This window comes from Segatella copri, assembly GCF_051861805.1.
GTDB lineage: Bacteria > Bacteroidota > Bacteroidia > Bacteroidales > Bacteroidaceae > Prevotella > Prevotella copri_M.
This window is the reverse complement of the sequence record NZ_CP146520.1, coordinates 3,654,615-3,678,087: the sequence shown is the minus strand read 5'-3', so window position 1 is coordinate 3,678,087 and position 23,473 is coordinate 3,654,615. Positions and strand designations below refer to the sequence as shown.

The window sequence follows — 23,473 nt, the reverse complement described above, 5'->3', positions numbered from 1 at the left end:
ATCATAAAGACGATGTCGAGATCATTTACAAGACCAAGACACCATCCGTAAATCACCATTAGCCCGTATGGCGGTACCTATATAATATATTACCTTTGCATCCGTAATCAAAACAGTTTGATAATGGAAACAAGGGAATATTTCGAAAAAGTGATGCAGGAACTACAACCAAGATCGTAAAGGTTGTAGTTTGCGCAATTATTTCAGAGGATGTGTAAGTTCCTAAATAATAAATAAGGTGATTTTCCATCGATGACTTGCCGTTCTAAGTACTTGTTTTTTTCTCCAAGCGGTCCCATCCCGCACAACCTGGCGTAGACCTTTGATGGTCCGCCAATCTTAGAGCGTAGCGGTTCCGAGCACTGAGCAGGGCGGTTACATCCTTCCCTTTTCGAGAAGAGAAGGCTTGGTTAGGATGTGGAGCTCTCCTTGCAGGAGAGACGGAGAGGTAGAAATGTCAGCACTAAGGGCGGTTACTTCCTCTCGTCCCTGAGGGAAGAGAGGCTTGGTGAGAAAGGTGGAGCCTTCCTTAATGGTAAGGAAGGTCGGGTAGGTTTTCGAAAAACTCCTTTTTTAACGCTAAAGAAGGACGGGATGATTTTAGAAAAAATGGCAGGCGAAGTGCCAGAAGCTTATTTTATAAGCTACTTTTCGGCTCCTGGCATGGAGCCTGCCTCCTTATAGATATAGAACGATAATGGAAAATAAGGTTTATTACGGAGAATATACCCTGAAACATTGGATTAAGTTGATGCTATCTGGTAATATAGTTTTGCCGGAATACCAACGTCATTTTGTTTGGCGTGAACGTGATGTAAAACGCTTATTGCAATCATTGTCCGATGGACAGTTTGTACAGCCAGTTACAATTGCATTGTATGATGATAGTACCATAAGACAGAATTTGATATTGGATGGGCAGCAGAGGCTTACTTCTTTACTTTTAGCTTATCTCGGCTATTTCCCAGACAAAAAGAAATTTGAGATGGGGGATAGCATAAAAGTGGCAAATGAAGATGATAGTGCTGTTGATGATGGGGCCTCTCCATCTGAAGGCTTCCTATGGCAATATACAGATATACTAAAGTATGGCAAGGATAAGTTTGAAATTATTAGTAACATAAATACCAGTGATAAGTATAACAGAATAACAGATGACCTGATAAATGGTCTTACTGATGAATTCTTTGAGAAAACTTATTTAGGCTTCTCCTATGTCGTGCCTGAAACAAGAATCGCAACAGAAGTACAGAAAAACTTTTCGCAGCTATTTCGAAGTATCAACTATTTTGGTAAGAAGTTGGAACCTATGGATAGCCGCAAATCATTGTATTACCAGAATCAAAAACTTACAAACTTCTTTGAAGGCAAATGCGATGATGGCTCCGATGTGTTGGGTGATTTGAGGATTATGGAGGATTTGCAACCTGTTAAGATAGACTTTGTCAGGTATTTGGCTATTCTTTCTCAATATAGTTCTTCTAATCATGATACAGCTTGTGATGTTATGATGGGATATTCAGCATATAGCTCGCGAGAAAGTTATTATGCAGACTATGTCTCATATATTCTTGGCATAGAACAGGAAGACAGAATTGATAAGTTTGATAGATTCGATTTTGCAGCTACATTCCCTGACGATGTTTGGAAAGAACGTTTCAATACATTGAAAACTACTATTAGTCACATGAAACTTCGCATGGGATTGAAGGATAATACAATATTTTCCTCATGGTATGAAGCTGATTATTGGTTGTTCGGGTTAATGTACTATGTTTTGTTTGAAGGGCGTATGATTCGGGAGCAATATGTCGTAGTGAATGATAGAGGAAGGCATGTAACATTAAAGTCGGAGATAGGAACTGCAATAGAGAGGATGAGAAGAAATCCTTCTTTTCTCAAGAACTCAAATAGAGTGACATTTATACGTAAACGATTGGTTGAATCTTGTAACATTTATTCTTCTTATGTATATTAGTCAGCATTCCGATTTTATCCTTTCACCTTTAATCAAGATATTAAAGGATGGAATTGCAGCGAGTAGGGCCATCGGAGATGGTATCGATTCCTATCCCATGGGTGAATATTTGATGCAATCTTTGTTTTTGAAAATGACAGGTGCTCAAGAACAAAAGATGAAATGTATCTGCTGGGAACTGGCTACGCATGACTATGATTATAGGTATGATTTCCTCAACAGAAAAAAGTATGGTGAATGTTCGACCTATAGCAGTAAAAATGGGATATTCAATGATTGGATAGAGGTAATACAGAAGATGCAACCTTCTTTTAAACCCTCTACTTTGATAGATGCAGCATTCTTGAATAAGATACAGGATGATATAGAGCAATTGTATTCAACTTCAAACTTATGCGTCTGGCAGAACAGGGAATATCTCTTTTTCAAGTCAGAGTTTAGAGCTGTCTTAGATATTAGTCAACTAAATTATCCTTTAGGTCCAGTTAAGTCCTATAGTTTATTTCAATCAACATTGAGTAAAAGGTATGAAGAGTTGGTTTATAGGCATCGAAACCGTTGTGCGCATAATACGCTATCCTATCAAGTAAACAAGCCTGATTTCAGTGTTCTTGCCTCTACGGATTTCTCCTATCAGAGTTATTTCTTTAGATTTGCTTTGATAGTGCTGATAGATGAGATATTCATGGCATTATTTAAGAAATATGTTAGTTTGCAGAATTGATTCTGGAAAGATGGCAATGGTGCTGGATGATTTAAAGCGAGTAAATGGTAAGTTGAATCAACTGACGAATCATTTGATAGAGTTCTTTCATTTTCCAGCGGTTGAGGCTGATACCATTTGGGAGAATGATAGAAAGAGTTTTTTAAATCAATAGAAAAGAAAAAGTAAATGTCAAATCAAACATCAGATAATAATAAACGAATAGCAAAGAATACCTTGCTTCTTTACTTCCGAATGCTCTTTATGATGTTGGTATCGTTATATACGAGTCGAGTCGTATTGAATACATTGGGAGTAGTTGACTTTGGTATTAATAATGTTGTGGGTGGAGTTATAACCATGCTGGGATTTTTGACAGGATCTCTTGGTGCAGCATCCTCTAGGTATATCACTTTTGATTTGGGAAAGGGTAATATGAGTGTGATGAAAAGAACTTTTGGTAATATCAAGAGTATTCATTATATTTTGGCAGGAGTTATATTGCTTGTAGGAGAGACTTTAGGCCTATGGTTTATGACCACCCAGTTGCAAATTCCAGCAGAACGTGAAACTGCGGCTTTCTGGGTATACCAATTTTCCATACTTTCTGCAATGATTGCAGTTATCACTGTTCCCTATAATGCAACTATTATTGCTCATGAAAAAATGTCGGCTTTTGCTTACATTACGATTGTTGATGCAGTTTTAAAATTATTGATTGTTTATTTGTTGGTTGTTATACCATTCGATAAATTAATCATATATTCTTTTTTATTCTTCTGCATTCAAGCTTTTGATCAAATTGTTTATATGATATATTGCTCTCGGCATTTTGATGAAGTACATGCAAAATGCTGTTACGACAAGAAATTATTTAAAGAAATTTTTTCATTTGCAGGCTGGACTATGAACGGAAATTTAGCAGTAATGGGATTTACGCAAGGATTGAATATCTTGCTTAATATGTTTTTTGGTCCAGCTGTAAATGCTGCCAGAGGAGTTGCTGTTCAAGTTCAGAATATATGTCAGCAATTCTGTAATAATTTTCAGATGGCACTAAATCCTCAGCTGACAAAAAGTTATGCTCAAGGCGATTTGAAAATGATGCATGGTTTATTAATAAAGAGTTCTAAATTTTCTTTTTTCATTTTGTTTTTTATAGCTATGCCTCTCATGTTTGAAGCAAATATCGTATTAAAGACATGGTTAGGTATTGTACCAGATTATACTGTGAATTTTCTCAGATTGATATTGATTGTAGGTTTACTTTTTACCTTGTCAAATCCGATTATAGTATCAGTTCATGCTACAGGACGTCTGAAAAAATTTCAGTTAATTGAAGGTACTATGCTTTTGATGATAGTACCCATAGCTTATGTTTGCTTAAAATTTCTAGGAATTCGACCAGAATATGTCTTTGTTGTGCATATATTAGTAGAAATATGTACCCAATATGCAAGACTTAGAATAGTTCTGCCAATGATAAATATGAATCTAGTTGATTATTTTAGACGGGTTGTAAAACCCATTTTGTTTGTGGTAGTATTGTCTCCGATATTGCCGTATGTTACATATAACAATCTTAATGAGGGGTATGCATCATTTTTTATTGAATGTAGCATTTGTGTACTTTGTTCTAGTATGGTAATTTACTCCGTAGGTTGTACTTGTTCAGAACGTATATTCATAAAAGGGAAAATATTTGAATTGATAAATAAAGTAAGAAATCGTAACTAGAGTAAATATGAATAATCCAAAAGTAAGTGTTATTGTACCTGTATATAATGTAGAAAAACTTCTACAACGCTGTATAGATAGCATCCTTGCTCAGACATTTATCGATTTCGAATTGCTCCTTATTGATGACGGGAGTAAAGATAAGTCGGGAGAAATTTGTGATGAGTATGCAGAAAAAGATGCTCGTATAAGAGTTTTCCATAAGCAAAATGGAGGAGTGAGTTCTACTCGTAATCTTGGCATAGATGAAGCTAAAGGAAAATATATAGCTTTTGTTGATTCTGATGATTTCCTTGATAATGATTATTTTGAGCAGCTGGTTAGACGGGATGGAGATTTGATTTTTTGTGGATTCAAAAGTACTGGTGGTAAGCCTCATCAGTTCGTTTATCCCAATAGAGTTGTCGTAGATGACGAAATTGGCTCATGTATGGCAGAATATCTCGCCGATACCCCTGTAGGTGTTCCTTGGAGTAAATTGTTTAAATCAGAGCTTCTAAAGCAGTCTGGCTTGCGGTTTGATGAATCACTTTTTTGGGGGGAAGACCATGTTTTCGTTATGAATTTTTTGATGTTTTGTAAGACCTTGGTGTTCATTAATTATGCAGGCTATAACTATTATTGTCCGCCAGTGAATAAGAAGTATCTACTTAATGAGAAGCAGGTGCTTAATTATTTGGAAAAAGAAATCAGTACACTAAGAGAGTTATGTTCGACATTTAGCTTCGGCAATCAAAAGTTTATGCAGCAAGCTTACGCCCATTCGTTAGGATGTTATATAGACTATCAACAGTCTAATTATAAATATTCATGGAGAGATTATGCAATATATTTGGATTTAGCAAGAAACATCGAATTGCCTCAAGATGTGTCATCGAGTGTTTTTTCTAAACCCGTTCGCGCTTTACTTGGAACAATAAAAGATAAAAAATATATGGTAGGATTTGTCTTGATAAGATTTGTCTTGCCTTTGTATAATGTATTGAAAACGATAATAAGAAAATGAGACCATTACACATTATAATGCCAATGGCAGGTGAGGGTAGCCGTTTCTTGAAAGAGGGATGGACTACTCCTAAACCATTGATTAAGTTGCACGATAAGGAATTGTTTCTTCGTGCCATCGGGAGTGTTAAAGTAGAAGATGCTCCTATGAAGTATTCGTTTATTGTTCGACAGGAACATATAGACAAGTATCAAATAGATGAGAAGATAAAGCAGATTCTTCCAGATGCAAATATCTTCTCAGTTCAAAAGACAACTAGAGGTGCTGTCGAGACTTGCTTGATGGCTCGTTCAGCAATTGCTCCAGAAGATTCCATTGTTGTGATGGATTGCGACTTGGAGTTTAAAAGCAAGGATTATGTAGAAAATATCGAGTCTATTCTGTCTAAGCCAATAGAAGATGTAGATGGTGGAATGCTGGTATCTTTTGACTCAGACCTTCCAAAGTATAGTTATGCTGAAGTGGATTCTGAAATGAATGTTATAAGAACCGCAGAGAAAGAGGTGATTTCTCATCATGCGCTTTGTGGTGCTTATTTCTTTTCAAAAGCTCAGAGCTTCTTGAATGCTGCAGATGCAATGCTGGCTGATACTCACTTCTCAAAGCCTGAATTTTACGTATCCTTGTTATTCAATACACTTTTGCAGAATGGTGAGCATGTAAAGTTAGCTAAAATGGAGGAGTATTACTCATACGGCACACCAGAAGAACTAAAACGCTATATGTAATGTCACAGATAAAACTATTGGTAACAGACTTTGATGGAACTTTGGTAGATACCTTCGAGGCTAATTTCTTGGCTTACCAAAAGGCTTTCTCCCAGTTTGGCTTGAATTTAACAGAGCAGCAATACCAAGATTGTTTCGGTTTCCGATTCGATGACTTTATGGAGCATATGGGAATCTCTGATACTGTCATCAAGCAAGGTATCAGAAAGGCGAAGGGTGATTGTTATCCTCTCTTCTTTGACAAGTTGAAAGTTAACTATTCTCTCCTTACTATGTTGAAGTCCTTCAAGCAAGCAGGTGGATTGACTGCTGTGGCATCTACGGCACGAAAGAAAAACTTAATGACTGCCTTGGAGCATATAGGAGCCTTGGAAGCTTTTACGCTGATTATAGCTGGCGAGGATGTTGAGCATGGAAAACCCAATCCTGAAATCTATAATAAAGTTTTAGAAAAGTTGAATATCCAACCTGGCGAAGCTTTGGTCTTCGAGGATTCTCCCGTAGGTATAGGCGCAGCCGTTGCAGCTAATCTTTCTTATGTTCAAATAACAAAAGACTATTTTTATGGAAATACAAGTAAAAGGTCATAGTGGCTGCCAAATAGATATTGTCAATGACGGCAATAATCTGTATATCTATAAGAGTACACATGACCCTAAATACATCAATCGCCTCTACTTGCAGGCTAAAAAACAGCAAGATGCATGTAGAAGAGCTTATCAGCACATACGTATTCCTGAAATCTTCGAGATAGACAAGACGGATGACCATCTCATTATCAAAATGGAGTATGTGTATAGCAAGAACTATATCGATTACTTTGAAGATGCAGGTTTCGACAATATCAGTTATTTTGTCAAGGCTTTGAAAATATTCATGAATGCCGAGATAGAAGATTCTCCTCTTCGAAAGGTCAATACTCAGGTTGTTAAAGATAAATTCTTGGATGTTTGTAATAAATGTCATGTGAATGAATTCTTGAAAGGAGATAAAGAGGTTGAGGTTTTGCTGGAGAAATGTAGCAAGGTGATTGGGCAACTTCCGATTGAGATAGAAATCCCGATGGGAAAGTGTCATGGTGATTTGACTTTTTCAAATATCCTCTTCAATGGCAACAACTATTACCTCATCGACTTCCTGGATTCTTTTATCGAGTCACCTTTGCTCGACCTTGTAAAGATTCGTCAGGATTCTCAGTATGAATGGTCCCGTTTGATGTATGAAGGAGATGTAGACTTGGTAAGATTGAGTATCATATCTCAGAAGATAGACCATGAGATTGATTCTTATTATTCGCAGTATGTTTGGTATCGTGAATATTATCATGTCTTCCAACTGATGAACTTCCTGCGTATCTTGCAGTATGCCAAGGAAGAGAAAGTAACCAATTATCTTAAGAATGTAATCAATTCAATGTTATGAGTTTGAGTTTAATAGTGCCCATAGCGGCAGACCGACCTGAGTATGAGCATACGATGCCGTATGTTTTCAATTTTTCGGAAGATGGTGTTTTGCTATGCATCAAATCTATACAAGGTTTGGATTTAACAAAGTTTGAGCATATTTATTTTGTGATTTTAGACAAACTTGATCCGAAATACCATCTGTCAGAATTGCTAAATATGCAGTTGCGTAATTTAGGGCTATCAGAAAAGGCGAAAGTCTTATCCTTGAAAGTTCCAACTAATTCACAAGCAGAAACGATATATGAGTGTGTAAAGCAAGAGCAGATAGAGGGTAGTATCTTTGTAAAGGATGCAGATGGTTATTTCACCTGTGACTTTACTGAGACAAATGGTATCGCCATTTATCCTCTGGACAAGTTGGATATGGTTAATCCTCACAATAAGAGCTATGTCGATTTGGATGACCAGTTCTACATCACTAATATCATAGAAAAGAAAATCATCAGTAGATATTTCAATGCAGGTGGTTATCTCTTTGAAAATGCCAAACTGTTTTGCTCTTATTATGAGCGATTGAGTCATTTCGAAAAACTTTATATGTCTCATATTGTTTATGCCATGTTGCTTGATAATAAGTCTTTTAGACCATTTGAGGTAGAGGATTATCAAGATTGGGGAAATGAAAAAATGTATTTAAATTCTTTGAAGTCTCGATTATATGAGTAATAATTCTTTTAAGCCGACGGTTGTTGTAACCAACTTGTCAAATAGGATTCAATATTATCAATGGTTCGTCTATGGGCTTCAGTTATTAGCAAAAAAAGGGGAAATAAAGCTAGAATTCAAGGTTCCTTTTATGCAACGCTTTTTGTTGTATAATAATAAATTCCTTGTACGATGTGTGAATAAAATACAATATCTGAAGGGTGGTCAGGCTGAGGAAAAAACAAAGGCTTATTTTACTGGTTATATTAAATATGGTACCAAGCAAAAGTACTTTTGTATAGATTCAGCTGACAGCCCTAATATGTTTTGTGGCGCACAATTGAGAAAAGTTGATGCTTATTTTAAGTTGCAATGTCCTATGGAAATAACAGAGAAAGGCTTTAAGTTGGGGAATGTATATCTACCATACTTTGATTCAGAATTTGCTAATCCTCAGGATGCTGGTAAGCAATGTGCTAAGAGAAAGTTATGTCCAGATGTTTTGGACTTAAAGGATAAAATTAAGCCATTGATGATTGGACCTCGTTCTATGGGAAGATCATGTTCTTTCCAGGAGTTAGATGCTGCCTATCATAATTTACTTACTGCGCGTTCTGTAAAGCAATCAGAAAAGGCAATGTGTTATTTTGGTAATGCTGCTGGTCCTGTGCCAACAGAACATGTAACAGAACCTGATTGGGATTGGGAGTCAGATATCTTGGGATACTTTGGTAATAAGATAAACCATCCTAATGAGAAGCGAGCTAAGATTGCCGATATTATGAATGGTCTTGGTGAAGGTTATGATGCTAGAGTTATTAATAGAGGTAACTCTGACACTGGTGTTAATACTAATGAGGAATTAGTTATACCGCTGAAAGATTTCTCTAAACACGTTGCAAAGTTCCAGTACAATGTTAATGTTTCTGGTTATCGAATGAGTATTCCTGCTCGTTTCATTGATAGCTTCGTATGCGGTACAGCCATAGCTACCGATAATCTCCATGTGAAATGGTATCATCCATTTGGTGATGAAGTGACGGAAATCGGAGAAATGGGTTATCTGCCTGATGATGAGGTTGATTATTCGGAAGTTTCTGATAAGCTGAAACATTTAAAACCAGTTAGCAAGGAATATGTTATAGAACAATACGAAAAGTATTGGGCACCAGCTAAAGTTGCTCAGTATATAATAGACTCGGTGAAAATAAATAAGATATGAATAACAGTTTATCGAAACCAATTTTATGTAACATATATTTGGTTTTAACAATTTTTGTCGGTTCAAATGTTATTCGCTATTTGCATTTGAATATCGAAGGTGATAGTATTCTCGCTTTGAGTCACTATCTAACCATACCTTTCCTTCTACTTGCATACATGTTAAATATCCATAAGGTTTCGCTATACAAGTATGAAAAGTATTTGATAATTGCATCCTGTCTTATTGGTGTATTTCAAAAAATATTTATGAATAAAAGTGCAGGAATGTCTTTTTTTATAAATAGTGTATTTGAACCGCTCATGTTATGTGCGTTGTTAAGATTGTTTAATTCTGCACAATTAAAAAGGTTACGTTTTTTTTTGTTAAGTTTTATATGCGTTGAATTCATAATAGCATTTTATGAATATTTTTCTGGAAATTTACTTTTTGCAGTTTCTGTTGATACATTGAAGATGATAACAGGTCAAGAAGAAATGAGAGCCTTTGCGTTGCAAGGACATCCTTTGCAAAATTCTTTTCTTGTATCAATAATAATGTGCGGTATTCTTTCTAGTAATTTAAATATTAATTTCAGATATGCGTTCTTCTTTATTGGCTATTTATCATTGTTTTGTTTTAACTCAAGAAGTTCTATATATTTTATGGGAATCATTTTGTTGATGAACTTATGGAGGGATTTTGTTATAAAAAAACAAAGTTTATGGAAGAAAATATTTTTGTTTTCATTCTTGGGAATTTCTATTACCTATCTTTTGATCTTTGTTCAAAGTCATAATATGGGAACTCGTTTGGCTATAGGAATGGATTCAAATGATGGTAGCTCTTATGCAAGATTTATTTTAGTTAAAATCTTGACGAGTGATATGAGTATAGCTGATATCCTTATTGGATTGCCGACAACGATATCTACGTCTTTTATGGTAAAATATTCCTTAGTTGCGATAGAAAATTCAGTCGTAAATTTAATTTTTGGTTTTGGAATTATTTATACCATACTTTTTTTCTTGTATTGGTTTAAAATATATAAGTCGATAAATTTAAATAAGTTTACATTGTTGTGCCTAGTTATTATAATGTTTTTATTATTTAATACTAATAATGCTTTGCAGACAGATTGTCCTATAATTCCAATGTCTATAATGACGTTATATGCCTTCAAATATGAAAAAAAATAAATATTTAATATGATACCAAAGATTATTCATTATTGTTGGTTTGGACGGAAGCCTAAACCACAGAAAGTATTGGAGTATATTGAGACTTGGAAGAAATTCTTTCCAGATTTCGAGATAAAGGAGTGGAACGAAGACAACTTTGATGTCAACATGATTCCATATACAAAAGAAGCTTATTTTGCAAAAAAATATGCTTTTGTGTCTGATGTTGCTCGTTTGTACGCATTAATTAAAGATGGAGGTATCTATTTTGATACTGATATCAGAGTTTTAAAGCGCTTTTCTGATGATTTGTTGAATTCTGATGGTTTTTTAGGATTTGAACATGAACAATATGTTACAACAGGTGTAATCGCAAGCAATCCCAATAATGCTCTATTAAAAGAAATATTTTCGAATTATTTTGTTAGAAAATTCTTTTTAGGTTTAAAATATGATGAAACTACTAATGTTAGTTTTATTACTGATTTCTTTAAATCAAAAGGATTGGTTTGTGATAATAAAATGAAATTATTTAGAGGCTTTGTTTTTTTGCCACAAGTTTATTTATGTGCAAATGATTGGAGAACTAAAAGTCTATATAATAATGAAGAAACATATACTATTCATGATTTTAGTTATACGTGGGGAAATTCTAGTAGACTGAGAAAAAGAATAGTTCAATTATTAACAATATTAAAATATCAAATTCGATATGATGATAATTCAAAAATTGATAAATAAAATACGTAAATTATATTACACTTCTTCGTCTGAAAGATATTTAAAATATATAAAAATGGGGGGGGTAAAAGTTGGAGATGGAACTTATGTACTTGATCCCAAGCATATTCAGATAGATATGAGTCGCCCTGAGTTGGTGGAAATTGGTAAGAATGTATTTTTGCATAGTGGAACAATAATTTTAACTCACGATTGGGCTTCTTGGTGTTTCGTTAATTCTTATGGAGAATTTCTTCCAAGTCATGGTAAAGTGAAAATTGGAGATAATGTTTGGCTGGGTGAAAATGTGACAATTTTAAAGGGTGTAACTGTTGGTGACAATGTTATTATCGGCATAGGGTCTATAGTGACCAAGGATATTCCTGCAAATAGTGTTGCGGTAGGTGTTCCTGCAAAAGTTATTTGTACATATGAAGATTATTATAAAAAACGAATAAAACAATACATTGATGAATGTATTGAATATGCGTTAGCTATAAAAAAAACAGGTAGAGATGTTCATATTGATGACTTCTATGACGATTATCCTTGTTTTGTTGATGGTAGCAATTATCAAAACTATAATTATCCTTATCACAACATTTTTAGTCCAGCTCAATTTGAAATTTGGAAAAGACATCATATAGCAAAGTTTGCTGGTTTTGATGAATTTAAACAATTCTTGGAGAATTTAGACTAGTCAGCTTAAATGTCTTTTCCTTTAAAATCATAGATATGATAAAAAATTGTGCAGAATTAAATTATATTATAGAGTATGATAAAAATGTTTATTCTCAATATATGTTTTCAACAAGGAAAAGACGTTTTTGGGCTTTCTTGAAAAATGAACCAGAATGGTTGATTTTAAGATGGCAGATTATATCACGCATTACTGATTATTATACGTATAAATTGCATCATTCTCCATCGTTGCTAGATAAAATTAAATATATATATTATATTCGCAAACGTAATCGTTTAGGGGCAGAACTTAACTTAGAGATAGGTACATGTAACATAGGACCAGGTTTGTTGGTGTATCATTTTGGAGGGGGCTGTGTTGTAAATGGAGGTAGTGTGATTGGAAAAAATTGTCATTTGCATGGCAATAATTGTATAGGTAATGCTGGTCCACAAGATCTTCGTTGTCCTGTTATAGGTGACAATGTAATGATTGGAGTTGGAGCTAAAATTATAGGTAATGTAAATATTGCAGATGGCATTAAAGTCGCAGCAGGGGCAGTAGTTGTTCATTCTTTTAATGAACCAAATATAACTATAGCTGGTGTTCCTGCAAAAAAAGTAAAATAATTATGATACATCCAAAAATAAGTATAATAGTACCAATTTACAATGTCGAGAAATATCTCAATCGTTGTATGGACTCTTTGCTTAATCAGACATTGGAGGATATTGAGATTATTATGGTGGATGATGGTTCTCCTGATAATTGCCCTCAGATGTGTAATGAGTATGCAAAGAAAGATAGAAGAGTAAAAGTCTTACATAAGGAGAATGCTGGATTGGGGTATGCTCGTAACTCTGGATTAGAAATAGCTGAAGGTGAATATGTCGCATTTGTGGATTCTGATGATTATGTAGATTTGAACATGTATGAGAAGCTATATAATACTGCTAAAGATAATAATAATGACGCTGTGTTTTGTGGTTTTAAAAAAGAATTTAGTCCTAATCGTTTTATTGAGTGTAAGGAGTGTGATTCATATACTGAATATACAAGTGAAAGAATGAATGAGCTTTTACTTGATTTCATTGCTGCTCCGCCACATTGCAAATCTGAGTATATACATGATATGTCTGTTTGGCATTCTGTTTATAAGCGTTCTGTAATTACAGATAATGAGATAATGTTTATATCGGAGCGTGATTATGCTTCGGAGGATATTCCTTTTCAAATAGATTTTCTTAAATGCTGTAATAGCGTAGGGTTTATACCAGATGTCTTTTATGTGTATTGTTTTAATGGTGGTTCTTTGACGAAATCTTTTAAGCCAGAAAAGTTTGAAAAGATTCAGGCTTTATATCATTTACTTAAAGAACGAACAATGGAACTAGACAAAGATTCTCTACGTGCCAAACGATTATTCATAGGGTATATCCGCTCAATGATAAGATTGATAGTTTCGCTTGATATACCTAAAGCACAAAAGCTAGAGTATATAAAAAATATTATTACGGCAAGTATATGGGAAGAAATAAAGCCAATATATAAAGCAAACTTTTTGCCTATTCACCAGAGAATCATGACCTCTCTTATGTATAATGGAAAAAGTAATTATGTTTATGTTTATGCAAAAATGATGAATATGGATATAGCTGCTTTGCTGAAACAAATGGGGGGGGCGAATTTTTCTAGTTATATATTATGGATTTGCTTCGCGTTTGCCAAGTTCGTATTCTCGTTTTGGTGGGAGGTTATTTAATGCTATGAGAATATTTTGTTGTCGCAGAATATTCAAGTATTGTGGTAAAGTTTCCACTATTGATCGACATGCCTATTTTGGTGATGGAAGAGATATAGAAATAGGTGATTACAGTGGTATTGGTGAAAATTGTGTTATTCCAAACAATACTATTATCGGTAGATATGTGATGATGGCTCCTGAAGTACATATCGTTGCCAATAATCATACATTTAGTGATACAGAAAAGCCAATGTGTTTCCAAGGTTCTATTGAAGGAAGAACGCCGACAATAATAGATGATGATTGTTGGATAGGTTTAAGGGTAATCATGACGCCTGGTCATCATATTGGAAAAGGTTGTATTTTGGCAGCTGGTTCTGTAGTAACTAAAGATGTGGAACCTTATAGTATTGTTGGAGGAAATCCTGCAAAGTTAATAAAAAATAGAAAAAATGAAAGATCATTACATTAATGGCCTGTTCTTTTCTCAAAAAGTAACGGGCGTTCATCGCTTTGCTCGTCAGCTACTTCAAGAAATAGATAAAATTTCTTCTACTGGCGAGATTAAAGTTGTTGTCCCTTATGGAGCAAATGTTCCACGTTTTCAAAATATCTGTGTTATAGAGTATGGTAATCATAAAGGGTTATTATGGGAACAAATTGATTTCCCAATATTCCTAATGAAGAACCATGGAATTAGTGTTAATCTTTGTAATAGTCAGCCTTTAATACATCCTGGCGTTATATGTATTCATGATGTTGCTTATAAAACACATCCTGAGTACTTTAAAACTCTTCATGGCAAATTATCAGTAGCTTGGCATAAATTGGTTTATCGAATTGCCGCTTGGACGAATTATGATATATTGACTGTTTCTTATTTTTCAAAATATAGTTTAATTGATACATATCATATTGATTCTAAGCGTATTCATATAATAAGTAATGGGTGGCAGCATATAACTCAAATTATTCCAGATAATGCAATCTTAGAAAAGAATAATTTGAAAGAAAATTCTTTTTATTTTACTTTAGGTAATATAAATTATAACAAAAATACGAAGTGGGTTGTTGAATATGCCAAAAAACATCCTGAAGAAGTATTTGTATTGAGTGGAATTCGTGTTAAAAATAGTGATATAGATATTGATAATGTTCCAAACTTAAAATGGTTAGGTTATCTCTCAGATGGAGAAATAGTTTCATTATATAAGAATTGTAAGGCCTTTATTTTTCCTTCTATTCATGAAGGTTTTGGTATTCCTCCAATGGAAGCTTTGAGCCAAGGTGCTAAAATTATAGTAGCAAATACAACATGTTTGCCAGAAATATATCAAGGTTGTGCTATTTATGTTGATCCTTATGACACTAATGTTGATTTGGATAAACTTTTAAAAGATAATAAAGTTGATGACTCAAATAAGGTTTTAGAGAGATATAGTTGGAAAGAGTCAGCTTTAAAATTATATAAACTCATTAAATAAAATGTTATGAAAGTATTAATGATAGGAGTTGATAGAACTTCGGTAGGTGGGATGTTAACTGTAGTTGATAATTATCTTAATGATAAGTCTTTTTGTGATTATACACATTTAGAGTATATACCTTCTGTTGTTAATTCCTCAAATTTTCAAAAAATTGTTTTTTTTATAAAAGCTCTTTGTGTTATTACTTGGAAAATATTTATAAAACACTATGATGTTGTGCATATACATATGTCTACAAGAACAAGTGTTTGGAGGGAGGGAATTATAGCAAGAGTTTCTAATTTTTTAGGGTCTAAGGTCTTGATTCATATCCATGCTGATGTTGAGCCTTGGGTTGATTCTTTATCAGTAAAAAAACAGAGATTAGTTTCATATTTGCTATCTTCTGCTGATACGATAGCTTTATTAGGTTTTAAATGGGAACCGTTTATCAGAAGAATTACTAAGGGTAATGTCAAAATTAGAGTCTTGTACAATGCTGTCTTTGCTCCAGATGTTAATTATTATAATGTTGAGTCTAAAAAAATAATTTTTCTAGGAATGTTAACACCTTTAAAAGGGATAAACGAAATCTTAGAGGCTGTTCAGCAAATTGATAGTAAGATTCCGCAAGATATAGAATTTAATCTTTATGGTGCTGATAAAAATCATAATATAGAAGAGCTTATAAATCAGTATGGAGTTAGTAAAAGAATTAATTATTGTGGTTGGTTAACACCAAAAAACAAACCAGCTTGTTTTAAAGATGCACTTATATGTTTGCTACCTTCATATACTGAAGCATTACCAATGACAATTTTGGAAACGATGGCTTATGGTATACCTAATATTGCAACACCAGTAGGTGCAATACCAGAGGTCATAACATCTGGTGAAAATGGTATTCTTATAGAACCGAAGTCTTCAGGTCAACTTGCTGACGCAATTTTGTCTCTTTTACAATCAAAGAAGTTGTTGAAGACTTTTAGTAATAAAGCTTTTGAGACTATTCAAAATAAATTTTCGATAGAGAAAAATTTAGAAGAAACTATATCTTTATATGAATCCATGTTATAAGCATTCATGTTTGTATAGATTGAAAAATATGTGAGTTGATAATTTTCTTGTATTTAAGAATAGTTTTTGTGGGCTTACATTTAAAATTGGGAAAATGCAATATTGTGATATTCAAATCATTATCATGGCTGGTGGCGTAGGTAGCCGCTTCTGGCCTATGTCAACCCCCGATTACCCAAAACAATTCATTGATGTGATGGGTGTTGGCCGTTCCCTCATTCAATTGACAGTAGATAGATTGAAGCCAATCTGTCCTGTCGAAAACATGTGGGTAGTGACAAACGAGAAATATATCAGCATTGTCAAGGAGCAAATCCCTGACATGCCAGTAGATAACATATTAGCAGAGCCGGAGGCTCGCAATACTGCTCCATGTATTGCTTATGCCTGCTGGAAGATCCAGAAGCTGCATCCTGATGCCAACATCGTGGTGACACCATCCGATGCCCTGGTGATCAATACATCGGAGTATCAGCGAGTGCTCAGCAAGGCATTGAGCTATACATCTGATAAGAACGCCATCGTTACCATCGGTATCAAGCCAAGCCGCCCGGAAACAGGCTATGGCTATATCGCCGCAGCAGAGCCAACATCCGTAGATGAAATCTATAAGGTTGAGGCTTTCAAGGAAAAACCAAACCTGGAAACTGCAGAGCAATACCTTGCCGCTGGCAATTACTATTGGAATGCCGGAATCTTCGTATGGAACATTGATACCATCAGCAAGGCAGTCCGCACCTTCCAGCCTCAGCTTGCCAGCATCATGGATGAGATGGCTCCTTCTTTCTATACCGAACAGGAGAAAGAGGTAGTTGGCAAACTCTTCCCAACCTGCGAGAAGATAAGCATTGACTATGCCGTGATGGAGAAGTCGAAGGAAATCTATACCTTGCCAGCCGAGTTTGGTTGGAGCGACTTAGGCAGCTGGGGCAGCCTCCGCACCTTGCTTCCACAAGATGATGATTGTAATGCTAAGGTAGGCAATGACATCCGATTGTATGAATGCAAGAACTGCGTGGTTCATGCAGCTGATGAAAGCAAGGTGGTAGTTCAAGGCTTGGATGGCTATATCGTAGCCGAGAAGCATGGACAACTGCTTGTTTGCTCATTGCGAGAGGAACAGAGAATTAAAGAGTTTGGGAAATAGAGGACGATAGCGGTGCAATCGGTACCATTGTATTGCTCTTTCATCCAATACACTGGCTCTTCTCCCAGATGGGATGTTATCATGGTTCTAAAATCATCCCGTCCTTCTTTACCATTAAAGAAGGCTCCACCTTTCTCACCAAGCCTCTCTTCCCTCAGGGACGAGAGGATGTAACCGCCCTCTGGTGCTCAGAACCGCTACGCTATAAGGTTGGCGGACCATCAAAGGTCTGCGCCAGATTGTGCGGGCTGGGACCGCCTGGGGGTAGGGATTCTCAATTGCTTGTTGATGTAAGAATGGTGGTAGTTTTAGACTTAGTTGGCTGTATCAATGGGAGTCGAGGCTTAATGACTTTGGAAAAATAAAATCATTATATAAAAATATAGATATGATAAAACAGCTTGTAATAGAAGGCTTATATGATTTGTATTCGTATGATATTAAATTTGATAATGAGCCTAATGTACAGATCGTTACAGGACCAAATGGCTTTGGTAAGACAACTATTTTGCAAATTATCAATCATTTTTGTTCAAGACAGTTTTGGTATTTCTATTTTCTTCCTTTCTCTACTATAAAAATCCAGTTTGATTCAAATGTTAGTTGCTGTTTGAATCGAAAGGTAAACAGAACTAGCATTAGTGGAGTCTTGATTGATGCTACTGTTCATATAGAAATGAACAAAGATGGGAATAGAATAGAGATTGCAGATTTAGATGTTGTTTATATATCTAATTTGCTGAAATATTATGGTATTCAACCAAATGAAGACTTTGATTATTCTCGAATTGATGAAAAGTTAGATTGGAAGTATCTGTATCAAAATGATACTTTTGTTATGAATAACTTTCCAAAAATTTTGGATTTTTTGGAGGGTAGAGAGTGTATAATGATAAAGGAACAACGCCTTGTAAATTATTTGCGTACGACAGATGATAAATTACCTGTTAAAACTGTAGATGATATACAGAAATACATAGAAGAATTTTTCTTGATAGCGCAAAAGGCTTATAATTTGATGAGCTTGAAAGTGGATGGCTCTTTTGTAAAAAGATTATCGAATTTAGCAGAGAATAAAACGATTAAACATATCAAAAGAGATGTTATTCATAAGCAAGTCTTAGATAAAATCGCAAAATTTAAAAAGTATGGCTTGGTTGGTGAACTCGAAATAGTTGAAAAATTAGGTATTCATTATGAAGAAGTATTGAAACTATATCTAAAGGACTTGGATAATAAACTTTCAACTTTATCGCCTTTCTATGCTAGGCTATCTACATTCGACCAGCTTGTCTCTTCTAAAGGTTTATCATATAAACATTTAGCTTTTAAAGATGGGAAAATGTATGTTATAAGTGAATCCGGTCACGAAATTCCTCCTCATAATTTATCTAGTGGTGAGCAGAATCTGCTAGTCTTGTGCTATAAATTAGTTTTTGGATTATCAAATAGTAAGATTCTATTAATTGATGAGCCTGAAAACTCTTTGCATATGGCATGGTTGGATAAGCTTTTGGAAGATTATTTGCAAACAGCTAAGGTAACTGGATGCCAGATGATTATTGCTACACATTCACCAACATTTATTCATGGATTTTGGAATTTAACTTATGATCTTTGTGAAAATGGGAAAATTCAAAAGTTTAAAGGAAATTGATAGTGGGCAGAAAAGAATAGCACGCTCTATCATCTTGGGTCATAAGATGCCATTAACTATAAGTAAATTTTTAGTTTTGGTGGAAGGTATTGATGATGTTGTTATATATAATAATTTTTTTAATATTGATGAAGTGGATATAAAAGATTGTAATGGTTGCGATCACGTTAAAACTGTTCATGAAACAATAAAGGAAGAGACAAACTATAGATTTTTATCTATATTGGATAGTGACTTTAAACGTTTGGATGGTATTGATCCTTTCGACACAAATGTTTTTTTTACTGATGGTCATGATTCAGAGTTGATGCTCATTGAAAACAACAATGTATGGAGAAAAGTTTTTAAGTCCGTTCAACCTTCTTCTGCCTTTGTCGATTTTAGAAAACAAGCAAAAAATGAATTATACAATGTTTCTTTGATAAAATGGTTTAATATGTATCGAAAATTATCTTTTGTATTTGAAAAATTGGATCTTATAAATTTATGTCCAGGAAAACCAATATCAGAAGCTCTTGCATTGCAGTATTTTAAACCCTCCAAAAAAAATTATCGTCTTTTTCCAAGAAAGACATTCCAAAAGTTTAAAAATAATCACGCTAATCCCAATTCAAATCAATTGACGAATGGGCACGATTTGATTACTAGAATAGCTGGTATCTTTCGACATAGATTTAAAAAGCAAATTAGTGATAAGGACTTGAGAGAATGTTTCTCCCAGAACTTTACTGAAAATGAAGCTAAGAGGACAGAACTATTTAAGAGCTTAGAAAAATGGTGCAAAGAGAATAAGGTTAACATATTGCGATAAAATTATTTAGTTGTAAATTTTTATTATGAAATTATTGTTGATTTTTGGAAATGGTTTTGATTTAAACTTAGGTATGCCAACTTCTTATCGGCATTTTTTGAAATATTTTATGGATTCATCTGCTTATGATAATTCCGAAAATATTATAAAACTAAAATCCCTTATCAATAAAGACTATGATAAATGGGCAGATTTTGAGGTTGCGTTAGGTGAGGTTTCTTCACAATTTGACGATTCTGATAGTTATATTGATGCTGTTGAAAACGTTTCTCAAGCTTTAACTATTTATCTGTCTGAAATAGATAAAAGGTTTGAACCTAATCCTAATATAGTAATGAAATTTTTCAAAGATATAGAAAGTTTTGAGGGGTATTTTGATTTGAAACAGCAACATTTGTGGAGCCATTTTGGAGAATCTAGACAGATCGATACAAAAAAGTGGGAATATGATATTATGACTTTCAATTATACATCATCTTTGGAGAAGATATTACGTATGGCTGTTGGTGATTTAGGGGCTAATGTATCTTCAATTAAAAATATTGAACATATACATATGACTCTAAAAGAGGGTTTGCTAATGGGGGTAAACGATGAAAGCCAAATTGCAAATAGATATTTCCAGTCTAGTTATCCAGTAAAGTCTACTGTTGTTAAGCCCTTTGTTAATAGAGAGTTTGATGATGGTATTGATGCAAAATGTCGTAAGATGATTAATGGCGCTGATGTCATTTTATTGTTTGGAGTATCTTTGGGTAAGACAGATGCAGATTGGTGGAATTATATTGGAAAAGCTTTGCTAAACACCAATAAAATTCTTGTTTATTGTCCATTTGATACGGAGTATCACCTTCAACAAAAGACTCAGATACTACGTAGAAATCATGAATTCTCTATGAAGGTAAGAGCTGCTTTGATGTCCAAAGACATAGATGTTTTGGCACCAATGGGAGAAATTCTTCCGATTAGAGAAAATAGAATGTTTGACTTTGGTATTGACCACAGCACTTTAGATGTCAATTTTCAATTAGTTTATCAGGATTTATTAACTAGTGAACCAATAAAAACGACATCGTTTCCTACGAGATAATATTTTTCTTAAAAAAAATAAAAATGAAAACAGTAAAAGTATTAAATATAGATATTCAGAACATTACTCGTCAGGAACTCTTGGAGAACCTGAAGGAGGGTGTTTTAGTGACTCCTAATCTTGATCATCTGATTAAGCTTCAGAAGGACAAGGAGTTTTATGATGTGTATCAGAATGCGGAATGGGTGGTGTGCGATAGCAAAATACTCTACCTGTTCGGTAACTTGTTGAAGACTCCAATTAAGGAAGCGATTCCGGGTTCCAGCTTCTTCACCTCTTATTATATGTATCATAAGAATGATGCTGACTGCAAAATCTTCTTGCTTGGTGCTAAGGAGGGTATTGCAGCCAAGGCAATGGAACGTATCAATGAGAAGGTAGGTCGCCAGATGGTGGTCGGTGCTCATTCTCCTTCCTTTGGCTTCGAGAAGCATGAGGATGAATGTGAGGAGTTGGTTCGCATCGTGAACGAGAGTGGTGCAAATGTTCTGCTCGTTGGTGTGGGTGCTCCAAAGCAGGAGAAATGGATAATGAAGTATCGTGATAAGATGCCTGGCGTAAAGGTGTTCATGGCTCTGGGTGCTACCATTGACTTCGAAGCTGGAACATTGAAACGTGCGCCTAAGATTTGGCAGAAGATTGGTATGGAGTGGTTGTATCGTTGCATGAAGGAACCAAAGCGCCTCTTCAAGCGTTATTTCGTGGATGATATGCAGTTCTTCTATTACTTCGGTAAGCAGCTCTTGGGAATATACAAGGATCCTTTCCGAAAAAAGTAGGATTACTTTCTTCGGAAGAACTTACATAGCAAGGCTATCGGAAGAAGGATGATAGCTGCTATGTAGGATAATATGATGCGTATGGCTTGTTTCATGCGTGCAAAAGTACAACTTTATGTTGAAACAACAAAAGATTTTCTTTGATTTCTTGCGATTCTGTATTGGCTCTGCTAAGGAAATACCTGGTTCTTTGAAGGAAGCGGATTGGAAAGTGCTATATGCCATTGCCAAGAAACAAGCCTTGCTTGGTGTTCTGTTTTATGGCATCCGGCGATTGCCAAAGGAGTTGGCACCAGAGCAGAAGCTACTGATGCAATGGATGGTGATGGCGGAACAGATACGAAAACAGAATATCAGACTGTTTCAGGATTCCGTAAAAGTTTGCCAGAACTTCGAAAACGAGGGCTTTGCTAACTGTATCTTGAAGGGGCAGGGGAATGCGTTGCTTTATCCTAACCCTTATATGCGAACGCCTGGGGACATTGATATCTATCTTTCGGGTGGTCGCAGGAAAATCATGAAGTATGTTGATCGAGTGTGTCCGAATCAGGTGATGCGGTATCATCATGTGGATTTTCCTGTGATGAAGACGGCGATAGAGGTGCATTTCACTCCTTCGTATATGTTCTGTCCGATTCATAATCGGAGAATGCAGAAGTGGTTTCAGGAGGTGATGGGCGAACAGTGTAATCATCGGGTTTCATTGCCTGATGGTTATGGAGAGATTCATGTGCCTACGGCTTCGTTCAACGTTATCTATATCCTTTCTCATCTGTATCGGCATATCTTTACAGAGGGAATCGGATTGAGGCAGCTTCTGGATTACTACTATGTGGTTTGCGACTTTTGTAAAGTCTATCAAATCTCTTCGAATCATCTAAGTAATTTTTCGAATCACCCCGTCCCTCTTTCCAAAGAGGGCTCCACTTTCTCCCCAAGCCCCTCTTCCTCAGGAAGCGGGGATGTAACCGCCCTCCGGTGCTCGGAACCGCTACGCTCTAAGGATGGCGGACCATCAAAGGTCTCGCCAGATTGTGCGGGCTGGGACCGCCTGGATGGTAGTGGGGATACGACTTCGGCTTGTTCTTTGGATGCCGGCTCTTCTTTTTTCTCTGCCTGTTCTTCTGTTGCTTTAGATGTGGTGCAGAGGGAATTGAAGCATCTGGGTTTATGGAAGTTTGCCCAGGCTGTGATGTTCGTGATGAAGGAGGTGTTCGGGCTATCAGAAGATAGGATGATTGCGCCGATGGATGAAAAGGAAGGTAGGTTCCTGCTTGATGAAATCATGAGAGGAGGAAATTTCGGACAGTATGATGATAGGATGGGAAGTAAGGTAGATGAAAGTAAGATTCATCGTTACTTCAGAATGAATCTCAGGAATCTACGATTCGTGAAGCATTATCCTACTGAGGCGGTGTGCGAACCGGTTTTTAGAACCTGGTTCGCAGGATGGAAGTTTTTTATAAACAGAATTAAATAACATTACTATTATACCTTCTATCACCCAGAGGCAGATGGAGGTATCTCTATCTTGGATGAATCTCTTGGCATTGATTGGCGCATTCTTACGGAACACACTAATCTTTCGGAGAAGGATACAAAACATGAGGTATTGAAGGACTTTGATAGTCCTTTCGAATACTAAACGGATTCTT

At 35.3% G+C, this 23,473-nt stretch carries 23 protein-coding genes and 1 pseudogene; all 24 read left to right on the top strand.

From position 1 onward, the window contains the following. Nucleotides 1-697 precede the first annotated feature (697 nt). The gene (locus tag V8Z93_RS14585; RefSeq protein ID WP_439431978.1) at nucleotides 698-1,978 is read left to right on the top strand and encodes a DUF262 domain-containing protein; all 1,281 of its coding nucleotides are present in this window, start codon (nucleotides 698-700) and stop codon (nucleotides 1,976-1,978) included. Continuing rightward, nucleotides 1,968-2,702, top strand: coding sequence for a hypothetical protein (locus V8Z93_RS14580; protein ID WP_439431977.1), 735 nt, complete (start codon nucleotides 1,968-1,970; stop codon nucleotides 2,700-2,702). The genes V8Z93_RS14585 and V8Z93_RS14580 overlap by 11 nt, the downstream gene beginning before the upstream one ends. Nucleotides 2,703-2,870: 168 nt before the next feature. After that, the gene (locus V8Z93_RS14575) at nucleotides 2,871-4,418 is read left to right on the top strand and encodes a lipopolysaccharide biosynthesis protein (protein WP_439431976.1); all 1,548 of its coding nucleotides are present in this window, start codon (nucleotides 2,871-2,873) and stop codon (nucleotides 4,416-4,418) included. A gap of 7 nt (nucleotides 4,419-4,425) precedes the next feature. Next, nucleotides 4,426-5,424: a glycosyltransferase family 2 protein gene (locus tag V8Z93_RS14570; protein ID WP_439431975.1), complete on the top strand. Its 999-nt coding sequence runs from the start codon at nucleotides 4,426-4,428 to the stop codon at nucleotides 5,422-5,424. Then, nucleotides 5,421-6,152, top strand: a complete 732-nt coding sequence (locus V8Z93_RS14565; protein WP_439431974.1) for a glycosyltransferase family 2 protein — start codon at nucleotides 5,421-5,423, stop codon at nucleotides 6,150-6,152. Before V8Z93_RS14570 ends, V8Z93_RS14565 begins: the two co-directional genes overlap by 4 nt. Beyond that, nucleotides 6,152-6,742, top strand: coding sequence for an HAD family hydrolase (locus tag V8Z93_RS14560; RefSeq protein WP_439431973.1), 591 nt, complete (start codon nucleotides 6,152-6,154; stop codon nucleotides 6,740-6,742). Before V8Z93_RS14565 ends, V8Z93_RS14560 begins: the two co-directional genes overlap by 1 nt. Continuing rightward, nucleotides 6,717-7,574 (top strand): phosphotransferase, encoded by an 858-nt coding sequence (locus V8Z93_RS14555; RefSeq protein ID WP_439431972.1) that lies wholly within the window; start codon nucleotides 6,717-6,719, stop codon nucleotides 7,572-7,574. Before V8Z93_RS14560 ends, V8Z93_RS14555 begins: the two co-directional genes overlap by 26 nt. Further along, entirely contained in the window at nucleotides 7,571-8,284 is a 714-nt protein-coding gene (locus V8Z93_RS14550) for a hypothetical protein (RefSeq protein WP_439431971.1), read from the top strand. The genes V8Z93_RS14555 and V8Z93_RS14550 overlap by 4 nt, the downstream gene beginning before the upstream one ends. After that, the gene (locus V8Z93_RS14545) at nucleotides 8,277-9,485 is read left to right on the top strand and encodes a hypothetical protein (protein ID WP_439431970.1); all 1,209 of its coding nucleotides are present in this window, start codon (nucleotides 8,277-8,279) and stop codon (nucleotides 9,483-9,485) included. Before V8Z93_RS14550 ends, V8Z93_RS14545 begins: the two co-directional genes overlap by 8 nt. Next, nucleotides 9,482-10,663, top strand: a complete 1,182-nt coding sequence (locus V8Z93_RS14540) for a hypothetical protein (protein WP_439431969.1) — start codon at nucleotides 9,482-9,484, stop codon at nucleotides 10,661-10,663. The genes V8Z93_RS14545 and V8Z93_RS14540 overlap by 4 nt, the downstream gene beginning before the upstream one ends. Nucleotides 10,664-10,672: 9 nt before the next feature. Further along, a complete protein-coding gene (locus tag V8Z93_RS14535) occupies nucleotides 10,673-11,386 on the top strand; it encodes a glycosyltransferase family 32 protein (protein ID WP_439431968.1) in 714 nt (237 codons plus the stop codon). Next, nucleotides 11,358-12,065: an acyltransferase gene (locus tag V8Z93_RS14530; protein WP_439431967.1), complete on the top strand. Its 708-nt coding sequence runs from the start codon at nucleotides 11,358-11,360 to the stop codon at nucleotides 12,063-12,065. Before V8Z93_RS14535 ends, V8Z93_RS14530 begins: the two co-directional genes overlap by 29 nt. A 35-nt stretch (nucleotides 12,066-12,100) precedes the next feature. Then, nucleotides 12,101-12,676, top strand: a complete 576-nt coding sequence (locus tag V8Z93_RS14525; protein WP_439431966.1) for a serine O-acetyltransferase — start codon at nucleotides 12,101-12,103, stop codon at nucleotides 12,674-12,676. A 2-nt stretch (nucleotides 12,677-12,678) separates the two neighbouring features. Further along, nucleotides 12,679-13,809: a glycosyltransferase gene (locus V8Z93_RS14520; RefSeq protein WP_439431965.1), complete on the top strand. Its 1,131-nt coding sequence runs from the start codon at nucleotides 12,679-12,681 to the stop codon at nucleotides 13,807-13,809. Beyond that, nucleotides 13,733-14,263: an acyltransferase gene (locus tag V8Z93_RS14515; RefSeq protein WP_439432868.1), complete on the top strand. Its 531-nt coding sequence runs from the start codon at nucleotides 13,733-13,735 to the stop codon at nucleotides 14,261-14,263. The genes V8Z93_RS14520 and V8Z93_RS14515 overlap by 77 nt, the downstream gene beginning before the upstream one ends. Further along, entirely contained in the window at nucleotides 14,244-15,275 is a 1,032-nt protein-coding gene (locus V8Z93_RS14510; RefSeq protein WP_439431964.1) for a glycosyltransferase family 4 protein, read from the top strand. The genes V8Z93_RS14515 and V8Z93_RS14510 overlap by 20 nt, the downstream gene beginning before the upstream one ends. Before the next feature lie 6 nt (nucleotides 15,276-15,281). Then, nucleotides 15,282-16,334: a glycosyltransferase family 4 protein gene (locus tag V8Z93_RS14505; protein WP_439431963.1), complete on the top strand. Its 1,053-nt coding sequence runs from the start codon at nucleotides 15,282-15,284 to the stop codon at nucleotides 16,332-16,334. A gap of 94 nt (nucleotides 16,335-16,428) precedes the next feature. Beyond that, nucleotides 16,429-17,481, top strand: a complete 1,053-nt coding sequence (locus V8Z93_RS14500) for a mannose-1-phosphate guanylyltransferase (protein ID WP_439431962.1) — start codon at nucleotides 16,429-16,431, stop codon at nucleotides 17,479-17,481. Between the two features lie 388 nt (nucleotides 17,482-17,869). Beyond that, nucleotides 17,870-19,138 carry an AAA family ATPase gene (locus V8Z93_RS14495; RefSeq protein WP_439431961.1) on the top strand — a complete coding sequence of 423 codons (1,269 nt, stop codon included), beginning with the start codon at nucleotides 17,870-17,872 and terminating at the stop codon, nucleotides 19,136-19,138. After that, nucleotides 19,107-19,949: a hypothetical protein gene (locus V8Z93_RS14490; protein WP_439431960.1), complete on the top strand. Its 843-nt coding sequence runs from the start codon at nucleotides 19,107-19,109 to the stop codon at nucleotides 19,947-19,949. The genes V8Z93_RS14495 and V8Z93_RS14490 overlap by 32 nt, the downstream gene beginning before the upstream one ends. A 25-nt stretch (nucleotides 19,950-19,974) precedes the next feature. Then, nucleotides 19,975-21,039 (top strand): AbiH family protein, encoded by a 1,065-nt coding sequence (locus tag V8Z93_RS14485; protein ID WP_439431959.1) that lies wholly within the window; start codon nucleotides 19,975-19,977, stop codon nucleotides 21,037-21,039. Nucleotides 21,040-21,062: 23 nt separating this feature from the next. Beyond that, the gene (locus V8Z93_RS14480) at nucleotides 21,063-21,818 is read left to right on the top strand and encodes a WecB/TagA/CpsF family glycosyltransferase (RefSeq protein ID WP_439431958.1); all 756 of its coding nucleotides are present in this window, start codon (nucleotides 21,063-21,065) and stop codon (nucleotides 21,816-21,818) included. A gap of 115 nt (nucleotides 21,819-21,933) precedes the next feature. Continuing rightward, complete coding sequence (locus V8Z93_RS14475) at nucleotides 21,934-23,298, top strand: nucleotidyltransferase domain-containing protein (RefSeq protein ID WP_439431957.1); 1,365 nt, start codon at nucleotides 21,934-21,936, stop codon at nucleotides 23,296-23,298. 15 nt (nucleotides 23,299-23,313) lie between these two features. Beyond that, a pseudogene (locus V8Z93_RS14470) lies at nucleotides 23,314-23,463 on the top strand (dTDP-4-dehydrorhamnose 3,5-epimerase family protein); the annotation flags it as partial. Between the last annotated feature and the right edge of the window lie 10 nt (nucleotides 23,464-23,473).

Excerpts from the sequence above, each read along its gene's own strand:
- V8Z93_RS14565 (WP_439431974.1), top strand. The coding sequence starts at position 5,421 with ATGAGACCATTACACATTATAATGCCAATGGCAGGTGAGGGTAGCCGT.
- V8Z93_RS14475 (WP_439431957.1), top strand. The coding sequence starts at position 21,934 with ATGTTGAAACAACAAAAGATTTTCTTTGATTTCTTGCGATTCTGTATT.
- V8Z93_RS14505 (WP_439431963.1), top strand. The coding sequence starts at position 15,282 with ATGAAAGTATTAATGATAGGAGTTGATAGAACTTCGGTAGGTGGGATG.
- V8Z93_RS14520 (WP_439431965.1), top strand. The coding sequence starts at position 12,679 with ATGATACATCCAAAAATAAGTATAATAGTACCAATTTACAATGTCGAG.
- V8Z93_RS14530 (WP_439431967.1), top strand. The coding sequence starts at position 11,358 with ATGATGATAATTCAAAAATTGATAAATAAAATACGTAAATTATATTAC.
- V8Z93_RS14485 (WP_439431959.1), top strand. The coding sequence starts at position 19,975 with ATGAAATTATTGTTGATTTTTGGAAATGGTTTTGATTTAAACTTAGGT.
- V8Z93_RS14525 (WP_439431966.1), top strand. The coding sequence starts at position 12,101 with ATGATAAAAAATTGTGCAGAATTAAATTATATTATAGAGTATGATAAA.
- V8Z93_RS14580 (WP_439431977.1), top strand. The coding sequence starts at position 1,968 with ATGTATATTAGTCAGCATTCCGATTTTATCCTTTCACCTTTAATCAAG.
- V8Z93_RS14495 (WP_439431961.1), top strand. The coding sequence starts at position 17,870 with ATGATAAAACAGCTTGTAATAGAAGGCTTATATGATTTGTATTCGTAT.
- V8Z93_RS14510 (WP_439431964.1), top strand. The coding sequence starts at position 14,244 with ATGAAAGATCATTACATTAATGGCCTGTTCTTTTCTCAAAAAGTAACG.
- V8Z93_RS14545 (WP_439431970.1), top strand. The coding sequence starts at position 8,277 with ATGAGTAATAATTCTTTTAAGCCGACGGTTGTTGTAACCAACTTGTCA.
- V8Z93_RS14575 (WP_439431976.1), top strand. The coding sequence starts at position 2,871 with ATGTCAAATCAAACATCAGATAATAATAAACGAATAGCAAAGAATACC.
- V8Z93_RS14585 (WP_439431978.1), top strand. The coding sequence starts at position 698 with ATGGAAAATAAGGTTTATTACGGAGAATATACCCTGAAACATTGGATT.
- V8Z93_RS14490 (WP_439431960.1), top strand. The coding sequence starts at position 19,107 with ATGGGAAAATTCAAAAGTTTAAAGGAAATTGATAGTGGGCAGAAAAGA.
- V8Z93_RS14480 (WP_439431958.1), top strand. The coding sequence starts at position 21,063 with ATGAAAACAGTAAAAGTATTAAATATAGATATTCAGAACATTACTCGT.
- V8Z93_RS14555 (WP_439431972.1), top strand. The coding sequence starts at position 6,717 with ATGGAAATACAAGTAAAAGGTCATAGTGGCTGCCAAATAGATATTGTC.
- V8Z93_RS14570 (WP_439431975.1), top strand. The coding sequence starts at position 4,426 with ATGAATAATCCAAAAGTAAGTGTTATTGTACCTGTATATAATGTAGAA.
- V8Z93_RS14535 (WP_439431968.1), top strand. The coding sequence starts at position 10,673 with ATGATACCAAAGATTATTCATTATTGTTGGTTTGGACGGAAGCCTAAA.
- V8Z93_RS14500 (WP_439431962.1), top strand. The coding sequence starts at position 16,429 with ATGCAATATTGTGATATTCAAATCATTATCATGGCTGGTGGCGTAGGT.
- V8Z93_RS14560 (WP_439431973.1), top strand. The coding sequence starts at position 6,152 with ATGTCACAGATAAAACTATTGGTAACAGACTTTGATGGAACTTTGGTA.
- V8Z93_RS14550 (WP_439431971.1), top strand. The coding sequence starts at position 7,571 with ATGAGTTTGAGTTTAATAGTGCCCATAGCGGCAGACCGACCTGAGTAT.
- V8Z93_RS14540 (WP_439431969.1), top strand. The coding sequence starts at position 9,482 with ATGAATAACAGTTTATCGAAACCAATTTTATGTAACATATATTTGGTT.